14 protein-coding genes are annotated in these 14,700 nt (G+C 31.3%); 2 read left to right on the forward strand and 12 right to left on the reverse strand.

Annotated features, from left to right (window positions below):
- Positions 1-21 precede the first annotated feature (21 nt).
- The 11 genes from BTA34_RS17140 to cpxR all read right to left on the reverse strand — a co-directional run bounded on the left by BTA34_RS17140 (position 22) and on the right by cpxR (position 10,620).
- Positions 22-759: a glycosyltransferase family 2 protein gene (locus tag BTA34_RS17140; protein ID WP_151436576.1), complete on the reverse strand. Its 738-nt coding sequence runs from the start codon at positions 757-759 to the stop codon at positions 22-24.
- On the reverse strand, positions 725-2,014 hold the full coding sequence (locus BTA34_RS17145) for a hypothetical protein (RefSeq protein ID WP_151436577.1): 1,290 nt from the start codon (positions 2,012-2,014) through the stop codon (positions 725-727). The genes BTA34_RS17140 and BTA34_RS17145 overlap by 35 nt, the downstream gene beginning before the upstream one ends.
- Before the next feature lie 12 nt (positions 2,015-2,026).
- Positions 2,027-2,863 (reverse strand): glycosyltransferase, encoded by an 837-nt coding sequence (locus BTA34_RS17150; protein WP_151436578.1) that lies wholly within the window; start codon positions 2,861-2,863, stop codon positions 2,027-2,029.
- Between the two features lie 39 nt (positions 2,864-2,902).
- Positions 2,903-3,964, reverse strand: coding sequence for a glycosyltransferase (locus BTA34_RS17155; protein WP_151436579.1), 1,062 nt, complete (start codon positions 3,962-3,964; stop codon positions 2,903-2,905).
- Positions 3,964-5,217: an O-antigen translocase gene (locus BTA34_RS17160; protein ID WP_151436580.1), complete on the reverse strand. Its 1,254-nt coding sequence runs from the start codon at positions 5,215-5,217 to the stop codon at positions 3,964-3,966. The genes BTA34_RS17155 and BTA34_RS17160 overlap by 1 nt, the downstream gene beginning before the upstream one ends.
- Positions 5,217-6,338 (reverse strand): DegT/DnrJ/EryC1/StrS family aminotransferase, encoded by a 1,122-nt coding sequence (locus BTA34_RS17165; protein ID WP_151436581.1) that lies wholly within the window; start codon positions 6,336-6,338, stop codon positions 5,217-5,219. Before BTA34_RS17165 ends, BTA34_RS17160 begins: the two co-directional genes overlap by 1 nt.
- A 9-nt stretch (positions 6,339-6,347) precedes the next feature.
- On the reverse strand, positions 6,348-6,803 hold the full coding sequence (locus BTA34_RS17170) for an acyltransferase (RefSeq protein ID WP_151436582.1): 456 nt from the start codon (positions 6,801-6,803) through the stop codon (positions 6,348-6,350).
- On the reverse strand, positions 6,800-7,207 hold the full coding sequence (locus BTA34_RS17175) for a sugar 3,4-ketoisomerase (RefSeq protein ID WP_151436583.1): 408 nt from the start codon (positions 7,205-7,207) through the stop codon (positions 6,800-6,802). The genes BTA34_RS17170 and BTA34_RS17175 overlap by 4 nt, the downstream gene beginning before the upstream one ends.
- Positions 7,200-8,069, reverse strand: coding sequence for a glucose-1-phosphate thymidylyltransferase RfbA (gene rfbA, locus BTA34_RS17180; RefSeq protein WP_151436584.1), 870 nt, complete (start codon positions 8,067-8,069; stop codon positions 7,200-7,202). Before rfbA ends, BTA34_RS17175 begins: the two co-directional genes overlap by 8 nt.
- 460 nt (positions 8,070-8,529) lie before the next feature.
- Positions 8,530-9,909: an envelope stress sensor histidine kinase CpxA gene (cpxA, locus tag BTA34_RS17185; RefSeq protein WP_151436585.1), complete on the reverse strand. Its 1,380-nt coding sequence runs from the start codon at positions 9,907-9,909 to the stop codon at positions 8,530-8,532.
- A 12-nt stretch (positions 9,910-9,921) separates the two neighbouring features.
- Complete coding sequence (gene cpxR, locus BTA34_RS17190; protein ID WP_023583423.1) at positions 9,922-10,620, reverse strand: envelope stress response regulator transcription factor CpxR; 699 nt, start codon at positions 10,618-10,620, stop codon at positions 9,922-9,924.
- A 198-nt stretch (positions 10,621-10,818) separates the two neighbouring features.
- On the opposite strand from cpxR, the gene cpxP reads away from it, so the two are divergent.
- Complete coding sequence (gene cpxP, locus BTA34_RS17195) at positions 10,819-11,361, forward strand: cell-envelope stress modulator CpxP (RefSeq protein ID WP_151436586.1); 543 nt, start codon at positions 10,819-10,821, stop codon at positions 11,359-11,361.
- 233 nt (positions 11,362-11,594) lie between these two features.
- Here the strand turns inward: cpxP and BTA34_RS17200 are convergent, their stop codons facing one another.
- Positions 11,595-12,719, reverse strand: coding sequence for a glycosyltransferase family 9 protein (locus BTA34_RS17200; protein ID WP_265576124.1), 1,125 nt, complete (start codon positions 12,717-12,719; stop codon positions 11,595-11,597).
- Between the two features lie 836 nt (positions 12,720-13,555).
- Here BTA34_RS17200 and pfkA point away from each other — a divergent pair.
- A complete protein-coding gene (gene pfkA / locus BTA34_RS17205; RefSeq protein WP_151436588.1) occupies positions 13,556-14,533 on the forward strand; it encodes a 6-phosphofructokinase in 978 nt (325 codons plus the stop codon).
- The last annotated feature ends 167 nt before the right edge of the window (positions 14,534-14,700 follow it).

Genomic DNA, 14,700 nt, shown 5'->3' on the forward strand with positions numbered 1-14,700 from the left:
TAGTAATTGGAAAAGATTATCTCAAATGAATAATGCACTAAAAAAGCGTTTGTTTTTTATTAAAGGTTTTATCTTTTTTAATATAAAAGCGATATAAATTAATTTTCCTATTTTAGCCCCATACCAAAAAGAAAACATTTCTAACTTAGCTCGTAGTTTATTATTTGATGAATAAAAATCATTACCAGATGAAATATCCGGATGAAATGAAAAAATATCTTTTGTTTTTATAATAGTGAGTTTTTTTCTTAACATTTCAATTGTGAAAATATATTCTTCACCTGATGGTAGTGGAGTTCCCAAACCAAATTTTTCATTAAAAAATATATTGTTATCAATAATACTTTTCTTTTTTATTAGCATATCAATAGATGATACAGACATTGCGGAATATTCATTAATATATGAAATTTTATTTTTTTTGACAGTCTTGTGATTAAGAATAAACATATCACAATTTTGGTTTTCAGAAATTAGTGAATTTATTTTTTCTTGAGCATCATCTAAAATAGTAACATCATCATCCATTATCCAAATATAGTCAGAATGAGTATTTTTGATGGCTATATTTCTACTTTTTGATAATCCGATTTCATTTGAGCTAATATACCTCACATTCACATCTAAAATACTGTTAATATATAATGAATAATCTTTGTTATTAGTTATTTGATGAACTATTAGATAGTTAAAGTCATTCCTTAACTTAATATTAAATATTCCATCATTTAAGGTTGATATTGCGATTTCTATTGACATTTTTTTCTTCTTTAAGTTTTTCAATTAATATTAGTTTATTTTTTAAAATATAATAAAATCCCAATATAAAAAATATTTTCATGAATGAGATATTAAAAAAAATAATTTCACCTTTATAATGATATATAAAGGCTAATAATGTTATACCTAAAAAGAAATATCTATTGTCGGGGCTGATTTTTTTTCTATTTTTTGCAAAAAAGAAACTTATTAAGATAAAACCAATGTAAGGGATAAGACTTCCGAATAGACCAAAATATAACATAAATCTCATGTAACCAGCATCTGTATGCATGTAATATGTACTATCTATATTAGTATACTTACCATCACCAAATAAAATAGTCCAACTATCATTTGGAAGAAAATACATTTTTTGTAATTTTTCTGTAGATGAAACAGAAAAAGAACCTGTTTCTAAAAATTTATATATAGGTTGAAATGCATAAAGAGAATAGTTTTCTATTGTAGTTCTAAATTCAGGAATACTCATTAATAATATAAATATTAGATATAATAAAAAGGTAATAATTAAGATATTTTTAAGTAGTATAGATGGTTTTAATCTTGGTATATATGCAAATATAAATCCAAAAAGGAAGCCTAAAAATGATGTTCTTCCAGCTGAAAGAGAAGCTATAAAACAAATCAAAAAAATAAGTAAAAATAACGAGGTACTTAATTTTGAATTATTTACTCCCCAATAAAATAATATATATCCTAATAATCCCATTGTAGCTGCTAGACCAAATGCAATAGAACCAGATAAACCTAATCCCCTTACACCACCATAGGTAGCCATTCTATCTATTTCTTCAGTAGTTCTGATATTATCTTGAATGATGACTTTTATATCAGGTGATAGCATCATTAAGATTATGATTATAGATTGAAGGATCAATATAATAGAGAAATATTTCTCTATAGGCTGATTGTTAATAAAAATAACAGCAAAAAACATACAAAAAGATAATGATAATATATTATTTATTAGCGTTTTATAAATTGTAATGTCGTATGACTGATTTATTATGGTACTAAATAAACCGAATGAGATAAATAATAGATAAATAAATAAAGATAAATGAAATAAATTATTTTCAATTAATTTTTTAAGGTAGAGCCATTTTTTTGGATCACATAAAACTATAATAATTGCAATTGCAGCAGAAATATAACCTGAGCTAACTATACCAATAATAGGAAAGTTAAATATAAAAAGAAATAATAAGGTTGAATAAGTTATATTTTTCATATTGTTATATTCTTATTTTGAAAAAAATGAATTAATTTTAATTTTCAATATAAATAAAATCTGGGGCAATAGATATATCTTTCTTTTCTGATAAAAAATAATGGATGTTAAGTTTTTAATATTAATTTCATGAGAGCTATTTATTTTTCTTAGGAAGTATTCTTTTTGAATTTTTAATTTAATATTATTCTGGGCTTCATTATTTTTTCTACTTACTGAGGTTTTTAATATTCGGTATTTTAATAAATATTCTGGAATATTATAAAATTGTATAGATTTATCTAGTGATAATCTAGCCCATAATTCATAGTCTTCAGCATATCTATACTTCTCTGAATAAAAAAGTTGTTCTTTTAACTTTCTTTTATTAAACATAACAGATGGATGTACAAATGGGGAACCAAAAAAACAACTAGATTTAATATAAAAATTATATCTTGGTGGAGTTCTATAGCCTATAATATTATTTTCTTCATCAATAAGTTCACAAAATGAACCGACCACAGATAAATGTGGTTTTTTTCTAAATTCAGCTAATTGTCTTTCAATTCTATTTTCTTTTGCGATATCATCGGCATCCATTCGTAAAATAAAATTCCCTTTTGAATGTTTTAACCCTTCATTTAATGAATAAATTAAACCTTTATTTTCTCTAGAAATAACTATAATTCTCTGATCATTAAATGAATTAATTATGTTTAATGAATTATCAACAGAACCATCATTAATAATAATTATTTGTAGGTTATTGTATGTTTGATTAAGAATTGAATTTATTGATTCAAAAACAAATTTTTCAGCATTGTAAACAGGTAATATGACTGAAACTAAAGGGAGTTCTTTTTTCATAAGTTATTTTGGATATTTTTTAATGTAATTATTAGGTAGTTATATTTTTAGATGTTTATCTATTTTTATAGCAATACTTTTGCAATTATGTAGTTTTATCGCGTATTGTTGAGTTTCTAATTTTTTAGAATATATTTGATCTGGTGCGAGAATTAATTTCTCTAGGGCATCAATTATGCTATCTGGTGTATTATTAATAGAAATAATAGGGCAGTTGCTGATTTTAATATTAGATTGAAATAACTCATTTGCTGGAGCTAATACTACATGACCAGACAACATACTATAGATAGCATTCATTCCATATGAATTACTTTTAGTTTGATCTATAGCTATATCTACTTTCTCCATTAACTGTAAATATTCAGTTAATGGTAGTTTTTCTGGAAATAATATTTCTACTTTATCTTTGTATTTTTCTTCTATTTTCTGAAGTGCTTGTTTTATTACCTTGCTACCTTTAAAGCCTTCCCTATTGATTCCATGCATTATCACTATTTTTTCTTTATCAAAATTCTTTTTATTTATTTTTTTTACATTTCCATCACAAGCTAATGGTATGGTTTCAGTTAATTTATCTTTATATTGAGATAGAGACCATGCTTTATAATAATCATACATTACTGGTATTATTTTTCTTGATGATGAAGAAATAACATAATTAGTTAAAATATCCACTCTTCTATTAAAATAATTTTTTTTAGGAAGTTCGATATCTGTGTAAGGCCAATTTTCAATATTTCCTAATTTCCCTTGCTTAATAAATTCGACATCATCCCCACAACATAGGAGGATAATATTTTTATTCATTAATTTTAACAGTAAAAATATTAAAGGTCCTAAAAATATAGGTTTGAAGAAATCAGGATTCATTACTAAAATGTTTTTATAAGATAAAATTTTAGGGATTAATAAGAATAAGGAAATTAATTTTATGAGCTTGTTTTTTCCTTTTAATTGCATTCCTGTATTTATTTTTTTAAAACCATCACCAGAAAAACTAAGTACTTGAGCAGTGTATCCAATTTCTAAGAAACCTTTAACTAATGATTTACCATATCCACTATATTCACCATAGATAAGAACAGACTTTTTTTTCATTATATTGCTTCTCTAATGTATTTACTTATTAAAAATGACATAGTAAAAAAATAAATAGAATAATTTAAACAATAGGCATAAGTTGCACCAATAGTTCCTGTAAGATATATTAGTAGATAAGAGAATATAATTAAAGATATCGAGAATATGACTTCACTAATAATAAATGTTTTTGTCATAGACTTAGCTAGCATTACATATGCTAATAACCATGATGCAATTTTAAAAATATCACCAATAATTTGCCATGTGAAGAGTGGTTTCATTGGTATAAAATTATCAGAAAATAAGATATAAATTATAAAATCACGCAATATGTATATTGCTAGACCACAAGACATAACAATAGGTAACAATATTTTATAGCCTTGAATAATCTCTCTTTTCAATTCTAGTTTATTAGTTATTTCAGATAAACGAGGTAAGTAATAGGTGCTTAGTGCTGTGGTTACTATCATTAAATAAGTACTTGATATATACCAAACGCCTTGCCAATATCCTGCTTGCTCTAAACCTTGAGTTGTTGCAATGTAATTACGAATAATGAACTGAGATGATGGTATCATTATAGCTGATGTAATCGCCATTGCTGAATAAGAAAATAATTTTTTTGATATATTTTTATCATAGTTGTGACGAAAATTTTTCCATATAATAATCTCATGTTTCCGTAACATATAGAGAGTGATGAAAAAAATAATTGATTGATTTGTTGCTAATGCAATTAAAGCACCTTTTAATCCTAGTATAAGTATTAGTACACTAGTGAATATTAATGAATATAGACTTTGTATTATATTTATTTTTATATAGATTCTAATTTCTTTAAGTCCATTAAGTATAGATAGCAAGAGATTATTCAGGACAAATAATATAATGGTAAAGCCAAATAATATATATAAAAATTTATAGTTGATGTCGTTTAATATATTAACGGAAAGAAAGGATGAGCATATTATTAATATTCCACCAGTGCTGATAGATGTAATTAGGCTTATTTTTAATGCTGTACTAAATAAGAAGGGTAATAATTTATTTTCTTTTCCATATTCAGCTGTATACTTTACAACGCCATTATTTATTGCTCCTTGAGCAACAATCAGTATAAGTTGGCTAAAATTTTGAAATTGACCAATAATAGCCAATCCGGCTGGGCCTATATATACAGATACAGCCTTATTAATAACTAGACCTGATAACATTTTAAAAAAAGTAGCTATCAGGCTTAGTATAGATGTTTTAATTAATGTCATCAGTTGATCACGAATGAATTACATGAATTAATAACTTGATATATCTCTTCTTTATTCATAACTGGGCTTATTGGGATACTTAGGACTTCTTTATGGATCTTTTCAGTTATAGGTAAATTGATATGATTATATTTTTTATATGCTTGTTGTTTATGAGGAGGCGTTGGATAGTGAATTAATGTTTGTACACCACACTCGATCAAGTGTTTTTGTAGAAGATCTCTATGTTCGGTTGCAATAACAAACAAATGCCATACATGATTCTCTTTATTTTTTATATATTCTTCAGTAGTAATTGGTAATTTAATTAGTGGATTTTTGATATTTTCCAGATAGATTAAAGCGATATCTTGACGGATTTTAGTTTCTTTTTCTAAGTAATTTAATTTAACATTTAGTATAGCTGCCTGAATTTCATCTAAACGGCTATTAACACCTTGATATAAATTTAAATATTTTTGATGAGAACCATAGTTGCGTAGCGCTGTTACAACACTCGCTAATTCATCATCATTAGTTGTAATAATACCGGCATCGCCTAAGGCACCTAAGTTTTTTCCTGGATAAAAACTAAATCCAGCAGCATTACCCCAATTTCCTGCTTTTATCCCATCAATACTTGCACCATGTGATTGAGCACAATCTTCTAAAACAAGGAGGTTGTATTCTTTCGCTATTCCCATGATCTCTTTCATTGGATTAATTTGTCCATAGAGATGTACTGGTAATATAACCTTAGTTTTGTCTGTAATGGCTGACTTAATATTTTCTATTGATAAGTTATATGTATTATTATCAGGTTCAATTAAAACTGGTACTAGATTATTTTCTGTTATAGCTAGAATTGAAGCAATATAAGTATTAGCTTGAATGATAACTTCATCGCCAGATTGTAATTTGCCTTGTTCTTTCCATGCACGTAATACCAGAGTTAATGCATCTAAACCGTTAGCAACACCAATTGCATATTTTGCACCGCAATAGTTAGCAAAGTTCGTTTCAAAGCTTTCTAATTCTTTACCTGTAATATACCAGCCAGAATCAATAACTCTTGAACACGCTTCTTTTAATTCTTTATTATGTAGCTCATTTATTTTTTTTAAATCTAGAAAATTAATCATTATTTTTCTCTATTTTATAAAACGAATTATTTTTGCTGGATTACCAATAACAACTGCGTTATCTGGAACATCTTTTACAACAACACTTCCCGCACCAACCATGCAGTTTTCACCCAAGGTGACTCCTGCAAGAATTGTGGCATTAGCACCAATTGAAGCCCCTTTATTTATTTGGGTTATTAAAAATTTTTCAGGGTATTGTTTAGATCTCGGAAAAATATCATTTGTGAATGTTACGGATGGTCCAATAAAAACGTTGTCAGCAATTCTTATTCCATCCCATATATAAACACCTGATTTTACCGTTACATTATTACCAATGATTACATCATTCTCTATGAGAGTGTGAGCGCAGATATTACAATCATTACCAATAATAGCATTTTGAAAAATAATACTATATTGCCACACTCTCGTGCCTGAACCGATACTATTACTTTTTACGTCGCTTAATGGATGTATCATATTGTTATTATGCTCTTTTTAAAGGTATCATAATCTCTAATATAATCAGATTCATCATATATATTATCTGCCAATACAAGTATAATGCAGTCTTCAGAAAAGTTGTGCATTTCATGCCATTGCATTGCATCAATAATTAAACCTACATTAGGTGAGTCTAAAGTAATTTTTTCTCTTTTCTGTCCATCATCCATAATAAAGTCACAACTACCTTTGAGACAAATAGCAAGTTGTTTTAACTCTTTATGGGCATGAAATCCTCTTGATACATTCTTTTCAGTATTAAAAATATAATAAGTTCTTTTTATATCAAACGGTATATTATTGTTATTTTCTAAAGATATAAGAGAGCCTCTTTTATCACCAAGAATTTTAAATTCAATTATTTTTATTAAGTTATTCATGTGTTATTAATTTCTCTAAATATTTACCATAGCTGTTTTTATTATATAGATTTGCGGCTACTTTAAGTTTTTCTTTTGAAATCCACTTTTGTTTATATGCAATCTCTTCTAAACAAGCGATTTTAAATCCTTGTCTTTTTTCTATTGTTTCAACAAATGTACCTGCATCAAGTAAACTATCGTGAGTTCCTGTATCTAACCAAGCAAAACCACGTCCTAGCAACTCAACACTTAATTTATTTTGTTGTAAATAAACTTGGTTAATGGTTGTTATTTCTAATTCACCACGAGAGGATGGTTTGATATTTTTAGCAATATCAATAACCTGATTATCATAAAAATATAAACCAGTGACAGCAAAATTAGATTTTGGTTTTTCAGGTTTTTCTTCAATAGAAATTGCATTTAAATTATTATCAAACTCAACAACCCCAAATCTTTCTGGATCTTGAACTTCATATCCAAAAACGGTAGCACCATTTTTTTTATTAGCTGCATTTATTAATTTTGGTGAAAATCCTTGTCCCCAAAAAATGTTATCTCCTAAAACTAGGCAGACACTATCATTACCAATAAATTTTTCACCAATAATAAATGCTTGGGCTAACCCTTCAGGTTTTGGTTGTACAGCATATTGAATAGAGATACCAAATTGTGAACCATCATTAAGTAGGCGCTGAAAACCATCTTGATCTTCAGGTGTTGTAATAATAAGAATTTCTCTAATACCCGCGAGCATTAATACAGACAATGGATAGTAAATCATGGGTTTATCATAAATAGGTAGTAACTGTTTAGATACACCCATTGTGATTGGATAAAGTCTTGTTCCTGAACCACCAGCTAAAATAATACCTTTCATTTTTAAACCCTAAGAAGGTATATTTATTTTATAGAAAAATAAATATACACAAAATATTTACTAATTTCGTATAATTTAAATATCTTATATTAAAGAAACTATAAATTAGATATAGCCTTTTCTACAAAGCTACCGCACTGGGTTTACGGCCCCCAGAGCGCCAAAATTTATCTCGAAAAGCTCCTATCTGATTGTAATATAAGAGCTTTATTATATAAGCATACTTTAACAATATGCAAAAAACCGCACTGAGAGTAGACTCTTCAAACCAGACGGTCAAGTAATAGCTGGGTATTTTAGCATTGATTGTAGATATATAAATATCGGAATAGCGGTCGATTCAGCCAGATCATTCTGAATTGCATCGTTAGATGCTAACAAAAAGAATATGCCACCTATTCTTCAATAGATGGCAGTATATTTTGATACAACAGTTTAATTACTCTATTAGGTCAATTGCTTATTTATTGCTCGCACCCGCTCTTGGCAACCAAATCTCTACCCTTAACCCACCTAATGGACTGTCATCGGCTTTAACATGGCCTCTGTGTTGGCTCACTGCGGTTTCAACAATCGCTAAACCTAAGCCTGTGCCTCCTGATTCACGATCTCTTGCTTCATCAGTGCGATAGAACGGTCGGAAGATATGCTCTCTATCTTCAGGGCTAACGCCAGGGCCATCATCATCAACAATAATCGTGATGCCTTGGTTTTGCTCAGTAAAGGCCACTTCAATACGAGAGTTGGAATAACGTAGGGCATTACGTACAATATTTTCAAATGCACTAGCCAGAGAATATGGATTGCAATAAATAGGCCATACCCCCGGAGGTGTTGTTACTTGCAGTGTTTTATTACTTTGTTCAGCCTCAAATTTAGCGTTATCTAAAATATCATCCCACAATTCATTGGCTTTTACCGTCTCGCGTAATAACTCGTTTTTATGTTGATTACGAGAAAGAACTAGCAAGTCATTAATCATGCCATCAAGGCGCTGAGTTTCAGTTTCAATACGCTCTAGCTCTTTACTTTCTCCACTACGACGACGTAATAATGCGCTTGCTAATTGTAAGCGTGTTAATGGTGTACGTAACTCATGAGAAATATCAGAAATTAAACGTTGTTGAGCCTCAACCATACGTTCAAGAGCGCTTATCATCTGATTAAAACTGGTGCCTGCTGCTAAAAACTCTTGAGGGCCAGTCTCTAGCTCTGGGTGAGGGCGTAGGTTACCTTTAGCAACATCATCAGCCGCATTTTTAAGTTGTCTTGCTGGTTTTGCTAAGCTCCAAGAAAGCCATACTAATAATGGCGTGCTGATAAGCATGGTGAATATGAGTAGCAATAACGGTTTATCAAATAATAAGTTGATAAAATCAGATTGAGGGCTACTTGAAGGGCGTACGAGATAAAGTTGGTAATGATCTTCACCATCCCTTACAGAAAAAGGCCCTAACATCTCAGAACGGCCATACTTTTTCTTTTTAGGGTGATCAGCGTTATCAGATTGACCAATAAAGTTTCTGACAACCTGCATCTCGTTACGTTGAGCGCCAATAATACGTCCCTCACTGGTGACGATAATTAAACGTTGACCAGGAGGCGCCCATTTATCAATAGCACGAATTAATCGACGCCACCAAAGGAGATCGTTAGCGGGATCTTGAGCTAATTCCGCTTCAATATGTTGTTCTAGCATAACGCCTTGACGGTATTCGCTCTCTAATAGAGGGGTAAGCTGGCGCGAGTCCAGCTTTGGAACCATCATAACTAGCACGAGAACTAATGCTAGCGTCAGCCAGAAAATTGCGAAAATGCGTGCTGACAGACTATTTATCATAAAGAATATTTATCAAGTTATTGAAACCATCAGATAACCGCGGCCACGTAAAGTTTTAAACCAAGGTTGTCCATCTGTTCTTTCTGGTAATTTACGGCGTAAATTAGAAATATGCATATCAATCGCTCTATCAAACGGTGTTAAGCGCTTGCCAAGTACTTCTTGGCTTAGATGTTCACGAGATACGACTTGTCCTAAATGCTGAGCAAGTAAATAAAGCAAAGTAAACTCAGTTCCTGTTAACTCTAGCGGCTCATTATCAAAACTTGCTTCTTGTCGGCCAGGATTAAGTTGTAATTTATCAACCTGTAATGTTGGAGATGTATTGCTATCAGTCTGTTTTTGTTCGCTCCAGTTAGAACGACGTAAAATAGCTCTGATACGAGCAACTAGCTCTCTATCATTAAATGGTTTTGGTAAATAATCATCAGCACCTAGCTCTAGGCCAAGTACTCGGTCAAGATCACTGCCTCTTGCCGTTAACATAATGACAGGGGTCTGGAAATTTTGGCGTAACTCTTTGAGTGTCTCAATCCCGTTTTTACGTGGCATCATGATATCCAGTAATAACAAGTCGATAGAAGCATCCAAAAGTTTAAGTGCTTGTTCGCCATCAGAGGCGATTACAACATTAAAGCCTTCCATTTCAAGCAGTTCTTTCAATAGCGATGTTAATTCGCGATCGTCATCCACTAATAAGATTTTATGCATTCGTCAATTCCTCCAAGAGAAAAATACGATAATAAATAGCGCGAATCTATGACTTTACGTTCTTTTACACGCTCTGACGCTAGTTTGCAGCCGCAACGGTATAGTAATCCACATAGCAAAGAATTACACATATGAATTATACACATTGAAGTCATATTAATTAGGTCGGTATTAATTTACCGAATTAGGAGTGAAGCAATGCGTAAAGTAGCAGTAGTTGCACTAGCATCAATGTTTTTAGCAGCTCCGACGATGGTATTAGCTGAAACCACAAATACCAATCCACCTACTGAGCAACAGTATAATGGTAACTCTCACTGCGGTTATGACTATGGAATGCATGGTGACCGTGATTATCGAGGTCACCGCGGACAACGAGGACATATGATGGATCGCAATTATAGCGAGTCACGTATGTTTAACGGTATCACCCTAACTGAGCAACAACGTACTCAAATGCGCGATTTAATGCGCCAGCATCATCAAGATAGATATAACGGAAACTACCGTCAACATCATGAGAATATGCATAAGTTAGTCACTGCACCTCAATTTGATGAAGCCGCTGTAAGAGCGCAAATGCAAGATATGGATAAACAAGCAATAGAGCGCCATGTTGAAATGGCGAAAGTCCATAATCAAATGTATCAGCTGTTAACCCCTGAACAGAAAGCGCAGTTAGAAAAGAATTACCAACAGAAAATGTCACATTTTGACCAGCAAGGTCAACAGAATCAGTAATGAAGTAAGAGTGTAGTAAAGTAGTACCTAGTTAGAGAGTAAGTAGCAACAACGAAGTTTTTTCCTTGCCATAGACACCATCCCTGTCTTTTGCAGCCCCTCTGGAGAGGGGCTTTTTTTTATTGAGTAACTCTATTTAAAACTACAAAATAAGAAATTTCAAAAGTGTTTTTAAATATTTTATCTGAGTATTTTTCATTATTTTAGTAGCTCTTTTATAAAGAGAATTACTGCTATTTGGGAGCTAAATATTTTTCTGATGCAGCTATTATTTGTTCAACAATATTATTATCTTCATATGTTTTTACATTAGAAACAAAAATCTGTTGAGAATTATCATAGCCGGGTCCCCACAACTTATTATTGTGGATAGCGTCTTTATATATTGCTACTAGAGGACGCTGGAATGTTGCAGAAATATGCACAATTGAGGTATCAGGTGATATAACAAGATCTGCTTTTGAGATTAATGCAATAGTGTGTTGTAGCGATTTTGGTATATATACTTTTGCATGATTAAATGTATTGTCTGGTATTACTTTTTTATGATCTAAAATAATAATATTAATGTCATTATAGAGGGAATTTAATTTTTCATCTATTTCTTTTGCCTGAGTTAAAGATAAACAACGTTCATCACTACCAGCAAATATGTTTACTATGATATTTTTATTGTTTTTAGGTAGAGTAAATAAATAACTCTCTATTTCTTCATCAATATTATTGGGATAGCAAATATCATATTCTATGCTTTCCTCATTAATATTAAACTCCGCTAATAATAGCTCATATGATTTTTTTATATGAGCTAAATTATAATCAAAATAAATTGATTTACTATAATGTTTTAACCAATTTTTTTTATTAAAGCTAAGAACATTTTTTGCTGAAATTTCTTTTAAAAGGCGAGGTCTATGTATAGGAATATTAAACATAGATGGGTCTATGATTAGATCATAATTATTTTCATGTAATTTTTTCACAACGTCTTTACTAACATTGTGGTTGTGTTTCTTCATAAAATCATTAAGAGTTATATTATTGGCAATATATGTATTTCTTATGTTCTTATTGTATTTTAATATCGATTCATTTGTTGATGTAACTAAAATATCAATTATATAGCCGTGTTGAGATAATATTTTTATGATTGCAGTGTCTACAATGACATCACCTATTTTCCCTTCATTACGCAAAATTAGTATTGTTTTTACTGAGTTGAAATCAATAGTTGTTTTTTTAGATTTATCCCAAAGGATTTTTTCTATAAACAAGTTGAAATAATAGCGAATATCTTTCATCACATAATTTCGTTTTCTATTCCAAGCTCTTAATGTTGCAAATTTTTTTTTCTTCATAAAAATACAGCTAATAATAGATATTGTTAATGTATATAGATACGGTTGCATGTAACGGTAACACATAACAATAAATGATTGTATAGTATTTTTATATATAGCCTTGATTATTAATTAATATATTGATTTGATTAAATTAAATGAGTCTCCATTCACGGAGGTGATTACTATAGAAGTATCATAGAATATACTATGATGGTAATACCATAACGTGCATATTCTAGTGCTGCGCTATACACAAATCCTAATTATCCCACCTTACTTGCACTGTAGAAGCTCCAGCCCGGATAACCCGTTAAATCAAATATAAAACCTCCTATTAAGTGTGAGTTTCACTTCAGCCTAGATTGAAAAGCGGTAAATCAACCAGAGAACTTTGTTGTTAGCCACAAATGTACCCTAGATCATTTTTTTCTTTGCAATAATGACATCACAAAATAGAGAGATAAACGGTAGATAGAATATCATATCAGAGAAAACTGAATATTTATCAAAAGATGCCGATGCTATTTTTAGCATAAATAGCGTTTTTTTGAGGTGAATGCAAAAAGGCAGTAAAGTGTCTGTATAAAAAGTGTTAACTTATTGGCGAAATGTATTTGAGATAGGCTAGTATAATATTTATACAGGCTATCTGATTAGTTTAATGCGCATCAAGTTTATGAAAAAAAATGTACGATAATGATGAACTGGCAAAAAATATGCGTACAATGGTATTGTTGAATCAATTCAGCATTTGCGATATCGGAAAATTATACCAGATAAGCCGGTATTGAGATAAAAAGTTATTCCAACAATTTTGCAATAATTACATCGAATAAGAATCAGAGGTAATCATGGTCAATGGGATCAAAAGAATTGGGGTTTTAACAAGTGGTGGTGACGCACCAGGTATGAATGCCGCGATCCGTGGTGTTGTTCGTGCCGCGCTAAGTGAAGGTTTAGAGGTTTATGGGATTATGGATGGCTATATGGGGCTATACGAAAATCGCATGAAAAAACTCGACCGTTTTAGCGTGTCAGACATGATCAATCGTGGTGGTACATTCCTTGGTTCTGCTCGTTTCCCTGAATTCCGTGAAGACAATGTGCGTGCTGTTGCCATCGAAAACATGAAACAAAATGAGCTTGATGCTTTAGTCGTTATTGGTGGTGATGGTTCTTATCTAGGTGCAAAAAAATTAACGGAAGCAGGTTTTCCATGTATCGGTTTACCGGGCACCATCGATAATGACGTTGCGGGTACTGACTACACCATCGGTTATTTCACTGCATTAGAAACCGCTGTTGAAGCCATTGACCGCTTACGTGATACCTCAACATCTCACAAACGTATCTCTATCGTAGAAGTCATGGGACGTTACTGTGGTGATTTAACACTGTCTGCGGCAATCGCTGGGGGCTGTGAGTTTGTTGTTCTGCCTGAATCTGAATTACCTTTTGATCGTGATGAATTACTGGCAGAAATCAAAGCAGGTATTGAACGTGGTAAACGTCACGCCATTGTTGCAATCACTGAACACGTTTGTGATGTGCATGAATTAGCGCGTTTTATTGAAGCTGAAACTAAACATGAAACGCGTGCAACGGTATTAGGTCATATCCAGCGTGGTGGTTCTCCAGTTGCTTACGACCGTATTCTTGCATCTCGCATGGGTGCTTACTCTGTACAACTGCTATTAGAAGGTTACGGCGGTCGTTGTGTTGGTATTCAAAACGAAAAACTGGTTCACCATGATATTATTGATGCGGTTATGAATATGAAACGTGTCTTTAAAGCTGACTGGTATGAAACAGCGAAAAAACTGTATTAATTAATCTTCCGTAATACCAGAGCCTTTCTGAGTTTTATCCTTATTCGTGAACTGCTCTGATACATTTTCCTTGTGTCAGGGCAGCTTCTCGAGTGAAAACATTTCATTTAGCGATCTCTATCCTCCTTGGTTTCTTCTTATCCCCTTTATATTGATAGCTATATTCC

Source organism: Proteus sp. CD3, from assembly GCF_008808075.1.
GTDB classification, from domain to species: Bacteria; Pseudomonadota; Gammaproteobacteria; order Enterobacterales; family Enterobacteriaceae; genus Proteus; species Proteus appendicitidis.